Annotated in this window: 20 protein-coding genes; 13 read left to right on the forward strand and 7 right to left on the reverse strand. The window is 60.7% G+C overall.

From position 1 onward, the window contains the following. Nucleotides 1-7: 7 nt before the first annotated feature. From O9K64_RS19600 to O9K64_RS19615, 4 genes are all read right to left on the reverse strand, one after another. On the reverse strand, nt 8-412 hold the full coding sequence (locus O9K64_RS19600; RefSeq protein WP_275099799.1) for a thioesterase family protein: 405 nt from the start codon (nt 410-412) through the stop codon (nt 8-10). 794 nt (nt 413-1,206) lie between these two features. Further along, complete coding sequence (locus O9K64_RS19605; RefSeq protein WP_275099800.1) at nt 1,207-1,725, reverse strand: hypothetical protein; 519 nt, start codon at nt 1,723-1,725, stop codon at nt 1,207-1,209. Beyond that, a complete protein-coding gene (locus tag O9K64_RS19610; protein ID WP_275099801.1) occupies nt 1,722-2,561 on the reverse strand; it encodes a 2-oxoacid:ferredoxin oxidoreductase subunit beta in 840 nt (279 codons plus the stop codon). The genes O9K64_RS19605 and O9K64_RS19610 overlap by 4 nt, the downstream gene beginning before the upstream one ends. Beyond that, entirely contained in the window at nt 2,561-4,324 is a 1,764-nt protein-coding gene (locus O9K64_RS19615) for a 2-oxoacid:acceptor oxidoreductase subunit alpha (RefSeq protein WP_275099802.1), read from the reverse strand. Before O9K64_RS19615 ends, O9K64_RS19610 begins: the two co-directional genes overlap by 1 nt. A gap of 206 nt (nt 4,325-4,530) precedes the next feature. Here O9K64_RS19615 and had point away from each other — a divergent pair, with 206 nt between their 5' ends. From had to O9K64_RS19670, 11 genes are all read left to right on the forward strand, one after another. After that, entirely contained in the window at nt 4,531-5,604 is a 1,074-nt protein-coding gene (gene had / locus O9K64_RS19620; RefSeq protein ID WP_275099803.1) for a 6-hydroxycyclohex-1-ene-1-carbonyl-CoA dehydrogenase, read from the forward strand. A gap of 13 nt (nt 5,605-5,617) precedes the next feature. Next, the gene (oah, locus tag O9K64_RS19625) at nt 5,618-6,754 is read left to right on the forward strand and encodes a 6-oxocyclohex-1-ene-1-carbonyl-CoA hydratase (RefSeq protein ID WP_275099804.1); all 1,137 of its coding nucleotides are present in this window, start codon (nt 5,618-5,620) and stop codon (nt 6,752-6,754) included. Nucleotides 6,755-6,757: 3 nt separating this feature from the next. Further along, nucleotides 6,758-7,528, forward strand: coding sequence for a cyclohexa-1,5-dienecarbonyl-CoA hydratase (locus O9K64_RS19630; protein ID WP_275099805.1), 771 nt, complete (start codon nt 6,758-6,760; stop codon nt 7,526-7,528). Nucleotides 7,529-7,530: 2 nt separating this feature from the next. Further along, nucleotides 7,531-8,691, forward strand: coding sequence for a benzoyl-CoA reductase subunit C (gene bcrC, locus O9K64_RS19635; protein WP_275099806.1), 1,161 nt, complete (start codon nt 7,531-7,533; stop codon nt 8,689-8,691). 7 nt (nt 8,692-8,698) lie between these two features. Next, nucleotides 8,699-9,991 (forward strand): benzoyl-CoA reductase subunit B, encoded by a 1,293-nt coding sequence (gene bcrB / locus O9K64_RS19640; RefSeq protein ID WP_275099807.1) that lies wholly within the window; start codon nt 8,699-8,701, stop codon nt 9,989-9,991. 11 nt (nt 9,992-10,002) lie between these two features. Further along, complete coding sequence (bcrA, locus tag O9K64_RS19645; RefSeq protein ID WP_275099808.1) at nt 10,003-11,322, forward strand: benzoyl-CoA reductase subunit A; 1,320 nt, start codon at nt 10,003-10,005, stop codon at nt 11,320-11,322. A 2-nt stretch (nt 11,323-11,324) separates the two neighbouring features. Further along, nucleotides 11,325-12,167 carry a benzoyl-CoA reductase subunit D gene (bcrD, locus tag O9K64_RS19650; protein ID WP_260295246.1) on the forward strand — a complete coding sequence of 281 codons (843 nt, stop codon included), beginning with the start codon at nt 11,325-11,327 and terminating at the stop codon, nt 12,165-12,167. A gap of 26 nt (nt 12,168-12,193) precedes the next feature. Next, entirely contained in the window at nt 12,194-12,436 is a 243-nt protein-coding gene (locus tag O9K64_RS19655) for a YfhL family 4Fe-4S dicluster ferredoxin (protein ID WP_260295244.1), read from the forward strand. Between the two features lie 252 nt (nt 12,437-12,688). Continuing rightward, nucleotides 12,689-13,603: a GNAT family N-acetyltransferase gene (locus O9K64_RS19660; protein ID WP_275099809.1), complete on the forward strand. Its 915-nt coding sequence runs from the start codon at nt 12,689-12,691 to the stop codon at nt 13,601-13,603. A gap of 10 nt (nt 13,604-13,613) precedes the next feature. Continuing rightward, complete coding sequence (fabG, locus tag O9K64_RS19665) at nt 13,614-14,321, forward strand: 3-oxoacyl-ACP reductase FabG (RefSeq protein WP_275099810.1); 708 nt, start codon at nt 13,614-13,616, stop codon at nt 14,319-14,321. A gap of 452 nt (nt 14,322-14,773) precedes the next feature. Further along, nucleotides 14,774-15,967, forward strand: a complete 1,194-nt coding sequence (locus O9K64_RS19670) for an acyl-CoA dehydrogenase (protein ID WP_275099811.1) — start codon at nt 14,774-14,776, stop codon at nt 15,965-15,967. Between the two features lie 546 nt (nt 15,968-16,513). Here O9K64_RS19670 and O9K64_RS19675 read toward each other — a convergent pair. Continuing rightward, the gene (locus O9K64_RS19675; RefSeq protein ID WP_275099812.1) at nt 16,514-17,431 is read right to left on the reverse strand and encodes a LysR family transcriptional regulator; all 918 of its coding nucleotides are present in this window, start codon (nt 17,429-17,431) and stop codon (nt 16,514-16,516) included. A 157-nt stretch (nt 17,432-17,588) separates the two neighbouring features. On the opposite strand from O9K64_RS19675, the gene O9K64_RS19680 reads away from it, so the two are divergent. Together O9K64_RS19680 and O9K64_RS19685 are read left to right on the forward strand one after the other, a co-directional pair. Beyond that, a complete protein-coding gene (locus tag O9K64_RS19680; protein ID WP_275099813.1) occupies nt 17,589-17,810 on the forward strand; it encodes a DUF1127 domain-containing protein in 222 nt (73 codons plus the stop codon). 146 nt (nt 17,811-17,956) lie between these two features. Continuing rightward, nucleotides 17,957-18,454: an MOSC domain-containing protein gene (locus O9K64_RS19685; RefSeq protein WP_275099814.1), complete on the forward strand. Its 498-nt coding sequence runs from the start codon at nt 17,957-17,959 to the stop codon at nt 18,452-18,454. Between the two features lie 39 nt (nt 18,455-18,493). Here O9K64_RS19685 and O9K64_RS19690 read toward each other — a convergent pair whose 3' ends face one another. Together O9K64_RS19690 and O9K64_RS19695 are read right to left on the reverse strand one after the other, a co-directional pair. After that, entirely contained in the window at nt 18,494-18,904 is a 411-nt protein-coding gene (locus O9K64_RS19690) for a VanZ family protein (protein WP_335342323.1), read from the reverse strand. An 18-nt stretch (nt 18,905-18,922) separates the two neighbouring features. Further along, the coding region (locus tag O9K64_RS19695; protein WP_275099815.1) for a DUF2283 domain-containing protein at nt 18,923-19,131 on the reverse strand (209 nt) is incomplete at its 5' end.

A 19,131-nucleotide genomic window follows, 5' to 3' on the forward strand; every position in this document is an offset into this window, starting at 1 on the left:
TCTGCCTTTAGCTGGTGGCTTTCGCGGCCTTTGCCTTGAGACGCGCGGCGGTCTGTTCGGTGTCGACGATAAAGCGCGTGTGCTTGCCCTTGGCGACATTATCCAGGGCGTCACGGGCGCTGAACTCATAGTTCACCATGCGGCCCTTGACCTCGCTGATGGTGGCCGTGATCTCGACCCACATGCCGAGCAGGGTGGCACCGGTGTGGTCCATCTCCACGCGGGTGCCGACCGAGTCCTCACCGGCGTCGAGATGCTCCAGCAGCAGGTTGCGGCTGGTCACTTCCATGTCGTAGATCAGGCTGGGGGTGGAGTAGACCGCGCAGTCGTCGCCGACAAAGTTCACGGTGCGTGGTTTGTCGATCTCGTAACGATCGGTTGTTGCGAGTCCTGCCTGTAAGCTCTCTTTCATCGCCAATGCCTTTCTCTGTTTATTGTTCAAGTAAGGGTGCCGTACGCGGATTATCGGTGGCAATCCGATACGGTTTTAAAAACTGTGTTTCTTATTATTAATTAGTTTCAAAATAAACTAAATGGTTTTTACGTCAACCTCTTTTCGTTCTGATCTTGCTTGTTTATGACATTAGTCATGAACTGTTGCCGCCAGTGCCGATGCATCTTTGGGTTAACCCGTATGTCGCACACAATCCTTTGTGGAAATAAAAGTTTCGCAGGTTGGGTTAGCGGCGCACAGGCACCACGCATCCAGAACACGACAACACCCGAGCGCCGCGTAACCCAACAAGTCCTTGACGGTCTAACCTTCCCTGCAAAAACCTCTGCTTCTCCACACCGTTTCTCAATGACGGATGTAACTACTCACCCGGTTGGTAGGTGATTGGCCTGCCTTGTCGGCCTCACACGATGGCTTGCTTCCTCGAATCAGGCCCCTTTTTCAGCGCCTGCCCAAGCCGCTCCCGGCCATCCATGGCCTCCGCGGCATAAGTCCATCCGTGGACAAAACTCGCTTCGCTCAAACAAGGGCAGGCTTGAATCTGAAAAAGTGGCCTGATTCGAGGCGCCATCAAGATCGACCAACAAGGCAGGCCAATCACTTGCAGTTTCGTAGGTTGGGTTAGCGGCGCGCAGGCACCACGCTTCCAGAACACGACAATACCCGAGCGCCGCGTAACCCAACGAATCCTCTGCATCTGTCACGTTATAAACAACCTAATAAAAATGTTGCATAAGAAACCATCTATTCCGCTATTCGAGAAACTGGGGTGGATCCTCGTCCTCGTCCCAGCCCGCCTGCGGCAGTGGATAATGTTCCCGTTTCTGTTTCAGGTAATCGCAAAAAGCATTCGCCTCGCGGGCGAAGCCGTGGGCCAGCTTCCGCACCTCGGGCAACTCCGTGTCACGTTCGATGTTGTCGAACAGGTCGGCGGCGCTCTGCTCCACATCGATCGCCAGGGTCAGGGTGTGATAGGGCGTCATCATGTAGTGGGCACTGGCATGGCCCGGTACCTCGATATTGATGGCATCATCCCAGTGGTAGTCCCAGGGCGGGATGTGCGGCAGCGCCAGGCCTTCGCTCAGATCCTGAACCACCTGGGTGCGCTCGCGCTGCTTCTGTTCCAGCCAGCGGAAGATCTCCGCCGCTTGCGGGTTGTTCACCACCTCCATCTGGTCGGCAAACAGGTCGTAGCGCTCCACGGTCTCCGACAGCATGGTCAGGGTACGTGCCAGCAGTTCCGGCTTGTTGGCGATGCGTAGCGCGGTCACAGGATGAACCCCTGCTCCAGCTCCGACAGGTGTTCCACCGTGCTCTTCAGCTCCGGCTGATAGGCCGGACGGTTGCCCTTGTACAGGGTACCGAGGAAGAAGTTGTCGTCGGTCATCAGCCGCTTGGCCGCGACGGCCGCGTCGGTGGTCGGCTCGACCGGGGCCGGGCGTACCATCTTCTTCCACTCCTTCTGCTCGGGACGGAAGGTGACGCAGGGGCTGAGCATGTGCACGAAGGAGAAACCGGGGTGGCGGATGGCATCCACCAGCACCTTGGCCGCGCCGTTGGGATCGGTGCTGGAGGCGCGGGCGATAAAGTTGGCGCCGGAGGCCAGCGCGATCACCAGCGGATAGTAGGGATTGATCTTGGTGCCGTCCGGGGTCAGCTTGCTCTTGTCCCAGTCCGGATCGGTGGTGGGGGAGGCCTGGCCCTTGGTCATGCCGTAGACCTGGTTGTCCATGACGATATAGGTCATGTCCACGTTGCGCCGGCAGGCGTGCATGAAGTGGTTGCCGCCGATGGAGAAACCGTCGCCGTCACCGCCCGCGGCCAGTACCGTGAGATCGGGGCGCGACACCTTGAGGCCAGTGGCCACCGGCAGGGCGCGGCCGTGCACGGCATGGAATCCGTAGACATTGAGGTAGGCCGGCAAGCGCGAGGAACAGCCGATACCGGAGACCAGCGCGACGTTTTCCGGCTCCAGGTTCAGCTCGGACATCGCCTTGGTGATGGAGAGCAGCACACTGTAGTCACCACACCCCGGACACCAGACGGGCTTGGTGCCGGATTTGTACTCGTTCGGTTTCAGGCTGGGACAGCTGTTTGCGTTTTCCATCAGGGGTGCTCCCACGCTTTGAGTTCGCTGTAGACATCATCGGGACGGATCATCAGGGGGCCCGGGATCGCCATGGAGCGGAGTTCGCCGGGCAGGTCGTAATGGGCGCGCAGATAGTGATAGAACTGGGCGCCGTGACACTGCTCGACCACCAGGGTCCGCGTCACCCCGGCCAGGGCGGCGGCCAGTCGTTCCGGCTGTGCCGGCAACAGCAGGCGCATGCTGACCAGTCTGACCTTGCGGCCTTCCGCCGCCAGCATGTCGATCGCCTCGCTGACCGGCCCGGTGCTGGAACCCCAGGTGAGGACCGCGATGTCACCCTCGCCCTCGACCTTGGCCCAGTGACTGCCATAGTCGAACCGGTCCAGCTTGCGCTTGCGCTTGTTCAGTTGCTGGATATGGTCCTCGGCGCGGCTCGACGGGGTGCCGGTGGGCGAGTGTTCCAGGCCGTCGGCGGTGTACTGGCAGCCGGGTGTGCCGGGGATGGACATGGGCGAAACGCCGGACTCGTTGACCACGTAGCGGCGAAAATCCTCCGCCTGGCGGGTGATCTTGCGGCCACCGGAGACAAAGGCGATGTCCGCCGGGCGGTCGATCAGGGCGCGGGTCTGGCCGAGCGACTGATCGGAGAGCACGATGGCCGCGGTCTGCAGGGTCTCGGCCAGGTGGGTCGCCCACTGGGTGGTGAACAGGCAGTCGCCGATCGACATCGGCGCCACCACGATATGCGGGGCGTCGCCGTGCAGCCCGTAGAGGGCGATATTGAGGTCGCTCTGCTCGGACTTGGTGGGGATCCCGGTGGAGGGGCCACCACGCATCACGTCGACAATCACCACCGGGGTCTCGGAGGCGACGGCCAGACCGATCGATTCGATCATCAGCGCCAGGCCGGGGCCGGAGGTGGCGGTGAGTGAGGGGGTGCCGCCGAAAGAGCCGCCGATCAGTTGGTTGATCGAGGCCAACTCGTCTTCCGCCTGCACCAGCACGCCACCGACCTTCTTCAGATTGGGCGCCAGCCACTCCAGTACCTCGGTGCCCGGGGTGATGGGATAGGCGGCGACGAAGCGGATGCCGCCGCGGATCGCGCCCAGGCCGGCCGCTTCATTGCCGGTGATGCTCCAGCGCTCCCGCTGGCTGTTGGCGTCGATACGAAATGGCGGGATGTCGGGAATGGCCGAAGCCTGCTCGATACCAGCCCGTACGCCGGCCATGCTGGCCGCGATGGCCGCCTCGCCCTTCTTCGCCAGCGACTTGGTCAATCCCTTTTCCAGTGCCTCCAGCGGCAGGCCGATCAGCTGGGCCAGGGCGCCCAGCGCCACCATGTTGGGACGCCCGCCGCTGATCCCCTTGGCCAGTTCACTCAGGGGCAGCTCCATATAACGGCCGCCCATGGCGCTGATCGCCTCGGGCACCTGGCCACCCACGTCGCCGATCACCACGCTGTTGCTGTCCAGGGTGATCTCGCCGACGAAGCGGTCGGCGTTGAGCCAGTCGATGGCCAGCAGGATATCGAAACGGCCCTTGTGGGTCTCTACCGGCTGGGGCGAGAGGCGCAGCAGCGCGGCGGCCTCGCCGCCGCGGATCTGCGGGCCCGACGAGCGGGTCATCATGCCGTACCAGCCGGCCTGTCCCGCGGCATCCAGCAACTGCTGCCCCGCGGTCATGACGCCGGAGCCGCCGCTGCCGAGCATGGCGATGGAGAGGGAGCGGGGCGCCCCTTTGGATTGGGGGGGTGCTAGTGGGTTGGATGCAGAATCATTCATTAGATATACCTTATATATGATATATATCGCAGGATTTTGCTGGGAATTACCCGATTAGTTGCAAGTGAAATGAATCATATTTCATGGAATCGGCTATGTCAAAGGAAATATAGTACATATATTTAAGTTGACAAGAGGTGAAAGTGAAATATAATTCATTAGCGCGGCGTTAGTGCGTGAAATAAGAATTTTGGAGACCACAGACTATGAGTATTAACGGATACCGTTGGCAGATGACCGCAGTGGGTGCGCCTTTCGTTAAACAGGATTGCAGCTTCGAAACGCCGGTTGCCGGTGAAGTCACGGTGGAAGTGGCCGGTTGTGGGGTCTGTCATACCGACCTCGGTTTTCTTTATGACGGTGTCCGTACCAATCATGAACTGCCCCTCACCCTGGGCCATGAGATCAGCGGCCGGGTAGTGGCCTGCGGCGAAGGCGCCGAGGGGCTGCTGGGCAAGGCGGTGGTGATCCCGGCGGTGATGCCCTGTGGCGAGTGCGACCTCTGCCAACGCGGTCTGGGCACCCTGTGCCGCGGTCAGAAGATGCCCGGCAACGATATCCAGGGTGGCTTCGCCAGCCATATCAGCGTGCCTGCCCGCGGACTTTGCCCGGTGGATGAGAAACAGCTGGAGGCGGCCGGCATGAGCCTGGCCGAGGTGGCGGTGCTGGCGGATGCGGTGACCACCCCCTACCAGGCGGCGCTGCTGGCCGGGATCAACGAGGGCGACCTGGCCATCGTGATCGGTGTCGGCGGTGTCGGTGGTTACGCGGTGCAGATCGCCCACGCCATGGGCGCCCGCGTGGTGGCCATCGATGTGGATCAGGCCAAGCTGGACCAGCTGAAGGATTTCGGTGCCGAGCTGACCCTGAATGCAAAGGAGCATGACGCCCGCGCCATTAAACAACTGATCAAGGCGCATGTGAAGGCAAACGGCCTGCGCGCCACCGAGTGGAGGATCTTCGAGTGCTCCGGCTCGACGCCCGGCCAGGAGACCGCCTTCAGCCTGCTGACCTACGGATCGCACCTGGCGGTGGTCGGTTTCACCATGGCCAAGCTGGAGCTGCGGCTCTCCAACCTGATGGCCTTCAGCGCCCGCCTGCAGGGCAACTGGGGTTGTCTGCCGGAATATTACCCGAAGGCACTGGATCTGGTGTTGCAGAACAGGATCCAGATGAAGCCGTTCGTAAAACTCCACTCACTCAACGATATCAACGCGGTGTTCGAAGCGGCCAAGGGCCACCTTCTGACCGAGCGTGCCATTCTGGTTCCGAATCTTTAAAGGGGACGTTTTCATGAGAGATTCAACGCGCAGCATTATCAACGATTCCAAGCCGGCCGCCGTGGTCGACCACAACCTGGTGCCGGAGCTCAGCTTCGAGGGCCTGTTGGTGGAGAAGCGTCCGGCCAAACGCCGTGACGGCAGCGTGGCGGAAGGGCTCTACAACCTGTGGATCACCCTGAACAATCCGGCCCAGTACAACTCCTACACCACCGAAATGGTGAAGGGTGTGATCCTCGCCTTCCGCGCCGCCAGCTGTGCCCGCGACGTCAACGCCGTGGTGTTCACCGGCGCCGGCGACAAGGCGTTCTGCACCGGCGGCAACACCAAGGAGTACGCCGAGTACTACGCCGGCAATCCCCAGGAGTACCGCCAGTACATGCGCCTGTTCAACGACATGGTGAGCGCCATGCTGGGCTGTGACAAACCGGTGATCTGCCGGGTCAATGGTATGCGTATCGGCGGCGGCCAGGAGATCGGCATGGCGGCGGACTACTCGGTGGTCCAGGATCTGGCCAACTTCGGCCAGGCCGGTCCCAAGCACGGTTCCGCGGCCATCGGCGGCGCCACCGACTTCCTGCCGGTGATGATCGGCTGCGAGCAGGCGATGGTCTCCGGCACCCTGTGCGAACCCTTCTCGGCACACAAGGCGTATCGCCTCGGCATTGTCTCGCAGATCGTGCCGGCGCTGAAAGTGGACGGTAAGTTTGTCGCCAATCCGATGGCGGTCACCGACCAGATGCTGGATGAGTACGGCCGCATCGTGCATGGCGAATTCAAGAGCGGCGAAGCGGCCAAGGCGGCCAAGGCGCTGATCAAGCAGGGCGAGATCGATCTTAGCCTGCTCGACCAGGCGGTCGAGGAGCTCTGCGCCAAGCTGCTCGAGACCTTCCCCGAGTGCATGACCAAGAGTCTGGAAGAGCTGCGCAAGCCGAAGCTGGATGCCTGGAACCGCAACAAGGAGAACTCCCGCGCCTGGTTGGCCCTGAACATGATGAACGAGGCCCGCACCGGCTTCCGCGCCTTCAATGAGGGCAACCGCGAGGTGGGTCGCGAGATCGACTTCGTCGCCCTGCGCCAGGCCCTGGCCGAGGCGACCCCCTGGACTCCCGAGCTGATCGAGAGCCTGATGCCGGGCAGGGAGGACTGAGAGATGAGCGATTCGCCGCTCAAGGTTTGGATGGACCGGGACGGGGCGCTGCTGCGGCTGCGCCTCAACCGACCCAAGGCCAATATTGTGGATGCCGCCATGATCGGCGCACTGCAGTCGGCCTTCGAGCAATATGCCGGGCAGGCCGCGCTGCGCGCTGTGCTGCTGGACGCTGAAGGTCCCCACTTCAGCTTCGGCGCCAGCGTGGAGGAGCACCTGCCCGGCAGTTGCGCTGAAATGTTGCGTTCACTGCACCGGCTGATCGAGACCATGCTGGATTTCCCGCTGCCGATCCTGGTCGCCATCCAGGGCCAGTGCCTGGGAGGCGGCCTGGAAGTGGCCGCCGCCGGCAGCCAGCTGTTTGCCGCGAGCGACGCCCGCCTGGGCCAGCCGGAGATCCAGTTGGCGGTGTTTGCCCCGGCTGCCTCCTGCCTGCTGCCCGAGCGCATCGGACAGGCGCAGGCCGAGGACCTGCTGTTTTCCGGTCGCAGCGTGAACAGTGACGAGGCCCTGCGCATGGGGCTGGTCAACCAGGTGGCGGCAGACCCGCAGGCGGCGGCGATCGCCTATTTCGATAAATTTCTGGCGCCCCATTCGGCCTCCTCGCTGCGCTTCGCGGTGCAGGCGGTACGGAGCGACATGGTGGCGCGTATCAAGGCCAAACTGGCAAGCGTTGAAGCCCTTTATCTGGACGGTCTGATGGCCAGTCATGATGCTGTAGAAGGTTTGAATGCATTCATCGAGAAACGTCCAGCCAAATGGGAGGACAGTTAAGCATGAGTACTGCAGAGATTATCGCACGCTGTGAAGAGTTGTATGAAGATACCACCTTCGCCGCATCACGTGCCTGGAAAGAGGCGGTGCCCGGCCGCAAGGTGGTTGGGTTCATGCCGGTCTATATCCCGGAGGAGATCATTCATGCCGCCGGCATGCTGCCATTGGGAATCCTGGGTGGCGGTGACAACCTGGAAGTGATTCATGGCGACGCCTTCTATCAGAGCTATATCTGTCGCATCCCCCGCTCCACCATCGAACTGGGACTGACCGGGCGGCTGGATTTTGTCGACGGCATGCTGTTTCCCAGCATCTGCGACGTGATCCGCAACCTCTCCGGTATGTGGAAGCTGATGAAGCCGGGCGTTTACGCCAAGTACTTCGATGTGCCCCAGAACTACCGCGACGATATCGGCGGCGAGTACTACCAGAACGAGATGCAGGAACTGCGTCACGACATGGAGAAGCTCTCCGGTAACACCATTACCGATGAGGCGCTGAACAACTCCATTGCCATCTATAACGAGCACCGGCAACTGGTGCGCGATGTCTACGCCATGCGTTCCGCCGAGCCCTGGAAGGTGCCCAGTTCAGAGGTCTATCTGGTGATGCGTGCCGGGCAGGTCCTTCCGGTGGAGGAGCATATCGTCATGCTGAAAGAGTACCTGGCAGCGGTGGTGAAAGAGGATAAGCCGATTCGTGATAAATGCCGCATCATCACCTGCGGTTCGTTCTGCGAGCAGCCGCCGCTGAACATGATCAAGTCGATCGAGATGGCCGGCTGCTACGTGGTGGATGACGACTACATGCTGGTCAACCGCTGGCTGATGGAAGAGGTGCCGACCGACGGCGACCCGATCAAGAGCCTGGCCGATGCCTTCCTGCATCACTCGGCCGACTCCTCGGCCAAGTACTGCGACACCCAGGAGAAGGTGGGTCAGTACCTGCTCGACTCGGTGATCAAGAACAAGGCCGAGGGTGTGATCTTCGCCGCCCCCAGTTTCTGTGATCCGGCCCTGCTGGAACGCCCCCTGCTGTCGGCCAAGATGAGCGAAAACAACGTACCGCACATCTCCTTCAAGTATGCAGAGAACTCGGGTCAGATGCAGCCGATCCGTGAACAGGCAGGTACCTTTGCCGACTCGATCAAACTGTGGAGCTAACACCATTATGAATACCGCAACCAAGCCAGAAGCCATCAAAGACGCGTCGATGCTCAAGCAGAAAGCGATGATCGCACGCAACTACGATGCCCTGACCAGCGCACCCGAGACCGGCAAGAAGATCGTCTCCACATTCGTGCCGGGGAACCTGAACGAACTGATCAACAGTTTCGGCCTGCTCAATAACCTGCCGGAGATCAATGCGATCAACAACGGCATGCGCAAACAGAGCGGCGCCATGATCATGGACGCCGAGCGCAGCGGCCACTCCGAGGATGTCTGTACCTATGTGAAGGCGGATATCGGCATGATGTCCAAGGGCAACATCGCGCCCAACGGCAAGGTGATGCCGCCGCCCAATCTGTTGCTGCTCTCCTATACCGGCTGCTTCACCTTCATGAAGTGGTTCGAGCTGCTGCGCAAGGAGTACAACTGCGACACGGTGATGCTGCAGGTGCCCTACACCGGCGATGGCGTGATCACCGACAACATGCGCAATTTCGTGGTCAAACAGTTGAAGGAAGAGGTGATTCCGGCACTGGAGAAGACCTCCGGTGTGAAGTTCGATATCGACCGGCTGCGGGAAAACATGGCCCGTTCCGCGAAGGCGGAGGATGACCTGGTGTGGGTGCTGGAGAGTGCCAAGAATGTGCGCTCGCCGATCGACGCCTACTTCGGCGGCGTCTACTACATCGGCCCGATCTTCACCGCCTTCCGCGGCACCCAGGATGCCATCGAGTACTATCAGCTGCTGCGCGGCGAGATCGAGAAGCGGATGCAAGATGGTCTGGGTCCGGTCACCCCGGAAGGCGATATGGGCGAAGAGAAATACCGCCTGGTGGTGGAGGGTCCGCCCAACTGGACCAGCTTCCGCGAGTTCTGGAAGATGTTCTATGACGAGGGCGCCGTGGTCGTGGCCAGCACCTATACCAAGGTCGGCGGTGTGTATGATGAAGGTTTCCGCCATGACCCGACCAATCCGCTGGAGTCGCTGGCCGATTACTGCCTGGGCTGTTACACCAACCGCAACATGCCCAGCCGTGTCGACCTGATCGAGAAATACATGAATGAGTACCAGGCCGACGGTCTGCTCATCAACTCCATCAAGAGCTGCAACAGCTTCTCCGCCGGCCAGCTGATGATGATGAATGAAATTGAGAAACGCACCGGCAAGCCGGGTGCCTTTATCGAGACCGATCTGGTGGATCCGCGTTACTTCTCCGCGGCCAACGTCAAAAACCGCCTGGAGAGTTATTTCCAGATGGTCGACCAGAAACGTCGTTCAACCAGAACAGCTTGAGGGGCCAGAGCATGAAGTGTTATATAGGCATTGACCTGGGTTCCACCACTACCAAGGCCGTGGTGATGGATGAGTTTGGCGAAGTACTGGGGCGCGGTATCACCAACTCCCGCTCCAATTACGATACCGCCAGCCGCGTGGCCAAACTGGAGGCGTTCATCAGTACACGCCTGACCCTGTTTCATCGCGCGCTGGAGGGACTCTCCGGCCTCGAGGGCGAGAAAATCGACCGCTTGCTGTTGAACCTGGAGCGCCACTTCCGCCTGGAGCTGTTCCTGGAGCAGCTGGAAGATCTGCACCAGACCTGCGCGGGTAACGCCGGTGACCTGCGTTACCCGGGGCAGAAGGCGAAGATCTGCGCGGTGCTGGATGTAGCCTTTGCCCGCCTGTGCGAAAAGCTGCAGGGGCTGTTCGCGCCGGGCGTGGTGCGCAAGTCGGACTTCTTCCGTGATCTGGCCGGTTCCGAGTATATGAACATCGCCGAACAGACCGCGAAGGAGATGGGTATGAATTTCGATACCCTGATCAACATCTACGACAAGTCGATCATCGAGGTGGAGAATCGTCCGCCGAACGACGACATGGAAGGCAAATTCCTTCGCGCACTGACCAACGTGCTGGCGGAAGAGACCGACCTCAGCGTCAGTTCGGATGACGTGATGAAGGCGATCAAGAGCGTGCTGGACATGGACCTGGAGGAAACCTATGTGGTCGGTACCGGTTATGGCCGGGTGCGCCTGCCGTTCCCCAAGGAGCACATCCGTTCCGAGATTCTGTGTCACGGCCTGGGCGCGCACCTGATGTACCCCAAGACCCGTACCGTGCTGGATATAGGCGGACAGGATACCAAGGGTATCCAGATCGATGACAAGGGTATCGTGGTCAACTTCCAGATGAACGACCGCTGCGCCGCCGGTTGCGGACGCTATCTCGGTTACATCGCCGACGAGATGAACCTCGGCTTGCATGAACTGGGGCCGATGGCGATGAAGGCGACCAAGACGGTGCGCATCAACTCCACCTGTACCGTGTTTGCCGGTGCCGAGTTGCGTGACCGCCTGGCACTGGGCGAGAAGCGCGAGGACATCATGGCCGGACTGCATCGTGCCATCATCCTGCGCGCCATGTCGATCATCTCGCGCTCCGGTGGTATTACCGACGAGTTCACCTTCACCGGGGGCGTGGCCAAGAACGAGGCGGCGGTCAAGCAGCTGCGCGAGCTGGTTCAGGAGAACTATGGCGACGTGCAGATCAATATCAACCCGGATTCAATTTATACCGGTGCACTGGGCGGTGCGGAATTTGCCCGCCGTGCCGTTGAGGAGGCATAACCATGACGACAAGTATTGGCATAGATGTGGGAACCGGTTGTATCAAGACCGTGCTGTTCAAGGTCGACGGCGACAACATCGAATGGATCGCCCGCCGCAACGACAAGATCCGCCAGCGCGACCCGATGGAGCTGGCGCGGCGCGCCTACGAAGAGGTGATCGAGGAGGCCGGTCTGACCGAGGCCGATATCCAGTACACCGCCACCACCGGCGAGGGCGAGAACATTGAGTTTTCGACCGGTCACTTCTACTCCATGACCACGCACGCCCGTGGCGCCATCTACCTCAACCCCGAGTCCCGCTCGGTGCTGGACATGGGGGCCCTGAACGGCCGCGCGGTGAAGATGGACGAGCACGGCAAGGTGCTGACCTATCGCATGACCAGCCAGTGCGCCTCCGGCTCGGGTCAGTTCCTGGAGAACATCTCGCGCTACCTGGGCATCGCCCAGAACGAGATCGGCGAGTTGTCCAAGCAGGCGGACGACCCAGAGAACGTCTCCAGCATCTGCGCGGTGCTGGCCGAGACCGACGTCATCAACATGGTGTCGCGCGGCATCTCCGCACCCAATATCCTGCGCGGTATCCACGACTCCATGGCGGGTCGGCTGGTAAAGCTGTTGCGCGTGATCAAGGCTGACGAAGGGGTCACCTTCCTCAGTGGCGGCCTGGCGCTGGATGAGGGGCTGATGGATTCGATCAACGCCTCCATGGTCAAGATGAAGATTCCGACCAAGGCGGTGAACCACCCCGATTCACCCTATGCCGGCGCCATCGGTGCCGCCATCTGGGGTGCCTATCGCTACGACAAGCTGGCTGAGCAGGGCTCACTGGCCATCGCTTCCTAACCCACTGTTTACGTAAGGAGAATACTATGGCCCTTATGATCAACGAAGACTGCACCGCCTGTGACGCCTGCCCGACCGAGTGTCCCAACGACGCCATCACCGCCGGTGATCCGATGTACATTATCGACCCGATGAAGTGCACCGAGTGCGTCGGCGCCGAGGACGAGCCGCAGTGCCAGCTGGTCTGCCCGCCGGACTGCATCGTGCCCAATCCGGATTTCGAGGAGACCCGGGACGAACTGCAGGCGAAGTACGATACGCTGCACTAATTCTACTTGTCAGATTCTGATGCTGCGCGGAAAGCTTCCGGGCGAAAGGATTCCAAGACACGCCGTAAACCCATCCCTGGGGGCTCGGCGGCGGCAATGCATCCTCGGCTGCGTGAACGGTACATCCCTGTACCACTCCTCCTGCCGCCGACGGTCTTGGAATCCTCTCACCCGAAAGCCCTGAGGGCCGCGGTCAGGCGGTGCACATCGGTGCATCCGCACGCTTAACAAAATACCCGGAGGTGGGTTGAGATGTTGGAAAGAAATTGCCAGATACAGCCATTGCAGGACGGTGATATTGAGCAGGTCATCGGACTGGACAAGAATCTCGGGGGCAGTGCGCGCCCGGAGTTTTTCCATAAACGCCTGCAGGCGATGGGACGCTCCCCATCAACCTATATCAGCTTCGTGGCCAGTGTGAACGGCCAGCTGTGCGGATTTCTGTTCGCCAATGTACTGAGCGGCGAATTCGGCACCCAGCAGCCGGTGGCGGTGATCGACGCCCTCGGCGTACAGCCCGGTGATCAGGGTTCCGGTGTCGGTATGCTGCTGATGAACGCGCTTAAAGATGAGGCGGCGAAACGTGGCTGCGGCAGTCTGCGCACCGAGGCCAACTGGCATCAGCAGGAGCTGCTGGCCTACTTTGCCAATGCCGGCTTCTCCCTGGCCGCGCGCAACGTGCTGACCCGGGACACCCGGCCACTGACACTGGCTGAAGAGGATGCCACCGAGCTGCGTCCGGTGCGCTCGCTGGCCGCGTCGGATCTCGATTCGATCCGCCGCATCGACCGGCACATCACCGGAGAGGATCGCGCCGACTACCTGCAGCAGAAGGTGGCGGAGGTGATCTCCGACAGCGGTATCCGCGTCTCCATGGTGGCCGAGCAGGATGGCCTGGTGGCCGGCTTCGTCATGGCGCGGGTCGACTACGGCAGCTTCGGTTGTGCCGAGTCCACCGCCGTGGTGGATACCCTTGGGGTGGGGCCGGAGTACAAGGGCAGCGGCATCGGATCCGCGCTGATGGCACAGCTGATGGACAACCTGGCCTCGCTGCAGGTGGAGCATGTGCGCACCGAAGTGGAGTGGGAGAATTTCGACCTGAACCGTTTCCTGGCCGGCTCGGGCTTCCGTCCCGCCCAGGAGCTGTCACTCTCCTGCGCACTCTGAGGCCATGACTATGTGGGATTTTTCGGGCAAAAAGGCGGTGGTTACCGGGGGTGCCTCCGGCATCGGCCGTACCATCGCCGAGATGCTGAACGCGGCAGGTGCCGAGGTGCATATCTTCGACCTGAACGCGGGGGACAGCGGTTCCCTCCCCGGCATCTTTCACCAGGTCAACATTGGTGATCCGGAGAGCGTCCAGGCGGTGGTTGACGAATTGCCGGAGGACGTGACCCTGCTGGTGAACAACGCCGGCATCACCCGCGACCGCAGCTTGGTCAAGATGAGCGATGAAGAGTGGCACTCGGTGATCAATATCAATCTGGGGGGCGCCTTCTACCTGATCCGGGCGCTGGCGCCACGCATGCGCGAACAGTGCTATGGGCGGATTGTCAACATCACCTCGATCAACGGCATGCGTGGCAAGTTCGGCCAGGCCAACTACAGTGCCGCCAAGGCGGGCATGATCGGCCTGACCAAGACGGCGGCCCGGGAACTGGGCGGCAAAGGGGTGACGGTGAATGCGGTCGCCCCCGGCATGGTGCTGACCGAGATGGCGAAAAAGCTGCCGGAGGAGTTCCTGCAGAAGGCGCTGGATGAGACCGTGCTGAAGGAGCTGGCCGCGCCGGAGGATATCGCCAACGCGGTGCTGTTCCTGCTCTCCGATGCGGCACGCATGATTACCGGTGAAGTAATCAAGGTCGACAGCGGTCAATATATTTAACAGGGCGGGTGGTAGGATGATGGCGAAAATGTTGGGGGCAGCGTCAAATTGGCTTGATTTTTTAATAGTAACTACTCACGGGTTGATTGGCCTGCCTTGCCGGCCTCACACGATGGCTTGTCTCCTCGAATCCGGCCCCATTTTCAGCGCCTGCCCAAGCCGCTCCCGGCCATCCATGGCCTCCGCGGCATAAGTCCATCCATGGACAAAACTCGCTTCGCTCAGACAAGGGCAGGCTTGAATCTGAAAAAGGAGCCGGATTCGAGGCGCCATCAAGATCGGCCGCCAAGGCAGGCCAATCGCTGTAGGTCGGGTGAGTAGTTACTATGAATGACTCTGACCCCTCGGAACCGGTGGATGCGGCCGTGGCCTGTCCCACCTACAATTGATGCAGACGTAGGGTGGATAAGCGAAGCGCATCCACCATTCTCAGACAACCGGAAAAAGTGGCTATGAACTCAAAAACACAGGCAAGAGCCCCATTCAAATGGGAAGATCCCTTACTCCTGGATCAGCAGCTGAGCGAGGAGGAGCGGATGGTGCGGGACACCGCCTACAAGTACTGTCAGGAACAGCTGATGCCGCGGGTGCTTGAGGCCAACCGCCACGAACATTTCGATCACGAGATCATGAACGAAATGGGTGAACTGGGCCTGCTGGGCTGCACCATCGACGGTTACGACTGCGCCGGGCTCAACTACGTCTCCTACGGCCTGATCGCCCGCGAAGTGGAGCGGGTCGATTCGGGCTACCGCTCGGCCATGAGCGTGCAGTCGAGCCTGGTGATGCATCCGATCTATGCCTACGGCACCGAGGAGCAGCGCGAGAAATACCTGCCGAAACTGGCCGCCGGCGAGCTGGTGGGCTGTTTCGGCCTGACCGAGCCGGATCACGGCTCCGATCCGGCGGGGATGAAGACCCGCGCCCGCACGGTGGATGGCGGCTACTCCCTCTCCGGTTCCAAGATGTGGATCACCAACTCGCCCATCGCCGATGTCTTCATCGTCTGGGGCAAGGACGACGAGGGTGTGATTCGCGGCTTTATCCTGGAGAAGGGGATGAAGGGGCTCTCCGCCCCCAAGATCGAGGGCAAGTTCTCGCTGCGTGCCTCCATCACCGGCGAGATCGTGATGGACGAGGTGTTCGTCCCGGCGCAGAACCTGTTGCCCAACGTGAAGGGGCTTGCCGGCCCCTTCGGCTGCCTCAACCGCGCCCGTTACGGCATCGCCTGGGGCGTGCTGGGGGCGGCGGAAGATTGCTGGCATCGTGCCCGCACCTACACCCTGGACCGGAAACAGTTCGGCCGGCCGCTGGCGGCCAATCAGCTGATCCAGCTGAAACTGGCCAACATGCAGACCGAGATCACCCTGGGATTGCAAGGCTGCCTGCAGCTCGGACGCCTGTTCGATAGCGGCCAGGCGGCACCGGAAGCGATCTCGCTGATGAAGCGCAACAACGCCGGCAAGGCGCTGGACATCGCCCGCATGGCCCGCGACATGCACGGCGGTAACGGTATCTCCGACGAGTTCCATGTGATCCGCCATGCCATGAACCTGGAGGCGGTCAATACCTACGAAGGCACGCACGATGTGCATGCCCTGATCCTGGGCCGTGCCCAGACCGGAATCCAGGCGTTCGCGCCATGAGGCTACGCCAATCGCCGGTCATTTAATCGCGTATTTCCCTGCTCTCATTTTGGCCCCATTCCCCGGGGCCTTTTTTTGGGCCCTATCTCATTTTTATACTGGGTGGGACTTATCCCGATCATTGCAAAGATCGGCCTGTAGGAGGCCCGCCCCCGGGCCGAAATCGCGGCGGGGCGCTGCTCCTACGGGTGCAATAATGGACTTCACCAGCGGTGCATTCCAGTCGCGTAGGGTGGGCACGTAGTCTGTGCCCACCTTTTTGCCCCGTGCCGTACCTTCCGCGTGGGCACAAAAAGCGTGCCCACCCTACCAAGCTATCCCATTTTTATACTGGGTGGGACTTATCCCGATCATTGCAAAGATCGGCCTGTAGGAGGCCCGCCCCCGGGCCGAAATCGCGGCGGGGCGCCGCTCCTACGGGTGCAATAATGGACTTCACCAGCGGTGCATTCCAGTTCGTAGGTTGGGATGAGCTTGCCAACCCCAACAAGGTCTCATTCATTATCGTGGGGTGGGCACGCCTTTTGCGCCCACACCGTCACCGGCTCAGGCCGAATCGATCATGATCTCGGTCGAGGGTCCCGACTCGATGCCCCAGAGAGCACCGATCTCGCTAATCGCCGCCTGAATCAGAGGTTCGTTTTTGCGTCGCTTCTGCACGGCGAAGCTGAGCGCAATGGAGGGGACCTCACCGGACCAGCGGCAGCCCACCCCCTCCCGTTCCATCCGTTCGGCGTCGTCCCGGCGCAGCAGGGCGATCCCGGAACCGGCCCGGATCAGTTCCCGGACCGCGTCCTCGCTGTCCGCAAAGGCCACCTTGTTGGGTATACACGAATAATCGCCGAACATCTGATTGCGCAGGGCGTAGAAGGGGCAGCTTTGCGAGGTATAGATCCAGGGCAGGGCACACAATGCCTCGGGAGTTGCCTGTTCCACCTGCTCTCGCCAGGCGGCCGGCGCCACCACCTTGATCGGCACTTGGGCCAATTCCAGGATGGCCAGGTCGGCGCTCTTCGCCGGACCGAAGAAAAACCCGCCATCCAGATTGCCCTTGCGCACATCGGGGATGTTGGTGGCCGACATGCCCGCCAGGAAATGCAGCTGCACCCTGGGATGTCTGTTCGCGAAGTTTTTCAACAGGGAGGCAATGCGCACAAACTCGAAATCGGTATGCACGCCGAGCCTGAGTTCGCCCACCAACTCGTCTCGCAGCGACTGGGCCGCCGATTTCAGCTCGTCCGCCGAGACCAGGATGCTTGCCGCCTTCCGGTACAGCAGCTCGCCCGACGGGGTGAGCAGCATCCCCTTGGGGGTGCGCTGGAACAGCTCGACCCCCAACTCCTCTTCCAGCGCCTTGATATGGGCGCTGATGGCCGGCTGGCTGGTAAACAACTGCTCGGCCGCGCGCGTGAGATTGCCTTCATCGGCGACCTTCACGAAGGTCTTGAGCTGATAGAGTTCCATGGCTTCCTCGCAGGGATCTTGGTGAGGAGTAATTAAAGCAGATATCGGGCGGGCGGTGTCATCACAATTCCCGAAGGGCGGTATCCGATCATACGATTGGATCGGCTATCGGCGGAGACGTAGCTTGATCGCCAGGCAATCGGGATAAGGAGCGATCATGACGACGCAGACCAGGCATCTCAATCCAGTGATTTCGGTTACTCGCCCGATCGGGTTAAGGCGACGGGTGAGCATCTTTTTTCAATGGCTGTACGCCGCCTATGAGCGACAACGCCAACGCCAGGCGTTGCTCAAGCTTGATGACCGCATGCTGAGTGATATCGGCGTCAGTCGGGCGGATGTGGAGCGTGAGGGCAGCAAACCATTCTGGAAGGAGTAAGCTTAGGGATTGAGGCGCCAGTATCGCAGGGTGGACACGCTTTTTGTGCCCACGCTGTGACTGGCTGATTCTCGGGGAGAGCCCGGAAAAATGGCAGTTTCCCGGTTTTTCCCATAGCTGGGTTGGGCTGCATGGGAGAAGGTCGTTTGACCGAATCGAATCCCCTACAGGTTCTGCTGGATACGCTGCCCCAGGTAGGTCGCGTGGAGTGGATCGGGATCAGGCCGGCGCGCGGTGCGCCGATGATCACGCTGGAGGCCGTTACGATCGATCTTGATCACGGGCTTGAGGGTGATCGTTTCAGCGGAAGCGCGGGAAGCCCCAGGCAAGTGACATTGATGCAGCAGGAACATCTGGATGTTATCGCCGCCTGCCTCCACCGGGAACCCATCCCGCCCGCGCTGTTACGGCGCAATATCGTGGTTTCCGGCATCAACCTGCTGGCGCTGAAAGGCAAGTCCTTTCATATCGGCGAGGCAATCCTGGAATTTAGCGGTCTCTGTCACCCCTGCAGCAAAATGGAACGCCTGCTCGGTGCCGGTGGGTATAACGCCATGCGCGGCCATGGTGGCATTACCGCACGGGTGTGCCGGGCGGGCCTGGTTCGCCTCGATGATTTGGTGCGTATCCAGGCACTGGGATAGCGTCATCGGGTCGACGCGCCTTTTGTGTTTACGTGGCATCTAGCGTGACGGCCTCCGCTCCACCTCCTCCATCCTGCTGGCCGGAACAAGTCGATTAATCAACTCCGCGACAATAAGACCACAAATCACACCTGTGGTATTGGCCGCCAGATCCAGCCACTCCCCATACCGGTTCACATAGGGTTGCAACAGTTCGATTACCCCGCTGTAGGCAATAAACAACAGGCCGAGCACTATCCACCGGTCCGGCTTGCGCAACGCCACGGGAAACATGAGCGCCGCGTAGGCGATCAGGTGGTGGGTTTTGTCCGTTCCCGGAATCGGGGGTAGATTTTTCAGCGGCCAGAGGGACAGGGCCGTTATGGCGGCCAGGGTGAAGAGGGTAAGGAAAATCCAGTTGGTTTTTATCAGGGTCAGCATTTTGGTCGGGTTATGATGTATGTGCGGCATGATTTTAGGGTTCGTTCCTCACCCCAATCTACGGGTTTCAGGTATATATGCCACAATGTCTTTCACTATCAGACGGCTTACGTCAGTCCGCTGGCTTGCATGCTCAAATGTTATTGCGCATACGCCTCCCTTGGCGTCGACATCAAGAATGGTGTTTTCATCCAGGTCTCTCGATTCCGCGATGTTGTTGTCACGGAACTCTATATACAGGGTGTCGGTATCTTCAA

The sequence above is a fragment of the Sedimenticola hydrogenitrophicus genome, from assembly GCF_029017505.1.
GTDB classification, from domain to species: domain Bacteria; phylum Pseudomonadota; class Gammaproteobacteria; order Chromatiales; family Chromatiaceae; genus Sedimenticola; species Sedimenticola hydrogenitrophicus_A.

Coding starts and splice junctions, on each gene's coding strand:
- fabG (WP_275099810.1), top strand. CDS start 13,614: ATGTGGGATTTTTCGGGCAAAAAGGCGGTGGTTACCGGGGGTGCCTCC.
- O9K64_RS19690 (WP_335342323.1), bottom strand. CDS start 18,904: ATGCCGCACATACATCATAACCCGACCAAAATGCTGACCCTGATAAAA.
- O9K64_RS19680 (WP_275099813.1), top strand. CDS start 17,589: ATGACGACGCAGACCAGGCATCTCAATCCAGTGATTTCGGTTACTCGC.
- oah (WP_275099804.1), top strand. CDS start 5,618: ATGAGAGATTCAACGCGCAGCATTATCAACGATTCCAAGCCGGCCGCC.
- O9K64_RS19660 (WP_275099809.1), top strand. CDS start 12,689: ATGTTGGAAAGAAATTGCCAGATACAGCCATTGCAGGACGGTGATATT.
- bcrC (WP_275099806.1), top strand. CDS start 7,531: ATGAGTACTGCAGAGATTATCGCACGCTGTGAAGAGTTGTATGAAGAT.
- bcrB (WP_275099807.1), top strand. CDS start 8,699: ATGAATACCGCAACCAAGCCAGAAGCCATCAAAGACGCGTCGATGCTC.
- O9K64_RS19675 (WP_275099812.1), bottom strand. CDS start 17,431: ATGGAACTCTATCAGCTCAAGACCTTCGTGAAGGTCGCCGATGAAGGC.
- bcrD (WP_260295246.1), top strand. CDS start 11,325: ATGACGACAAGTATTGGCATAGATGTGGGAACCGGTTGTATCAAGACC.
- O9K64_RS19615 (WP_275099802.1), bottom strand. CDS start 4,324: ATGAATGATTCTGCATCCAACCCACTAGCACCCCCCCAATCCAAAGGG.
- O9K64_RS19630 (WP_275099805.1), top strand. CDS start 6,758: ATGAGCGATTCGCCGCTCAAGGTTTGGATGGACCGGGACGGGGCGCTG.
- O9K64_RS19670 (WP_275099811.1), top strand. CDS start 14,774: ATGAACTCAAAAACACAGGCAAGAGCCCCATTCAAATGGGAAGATCCC.
- O9K64_RS19610 (WP_275099801.1), bottom strand. CDS start 2,561: ATGGAAAACGCAAACAGCTGTCCCAGCCTGAAACCGAACGAGTACAAA.
- had (WP_275099803.1), top strand. CDS start 4,531: ATGAGTATTAACGGATACCGTTGGCAGATGACCGCAGTGGGTGCGCCT.
- O9K64_RS19655 (WP_260295244.1), top strand. CDS start 12,194: ATGGCCCTTATGATCAACGAAGACTGCACCGCCTGTGACGCCTGCCCG.
- bcrA (WP_275099808.1), top strand. CDS start 10,003: ATGAAGTGTTATATAGGCATTGACCTGGGTTCCACCACTACCAAGGCC.
- O9K64_RS19600 (WP_275099799.1), bottom strand. CDS start 412: ATGAAAGAGAGCTTACAGGCAGGACTCGCAACAACCGATCGTTACGAG.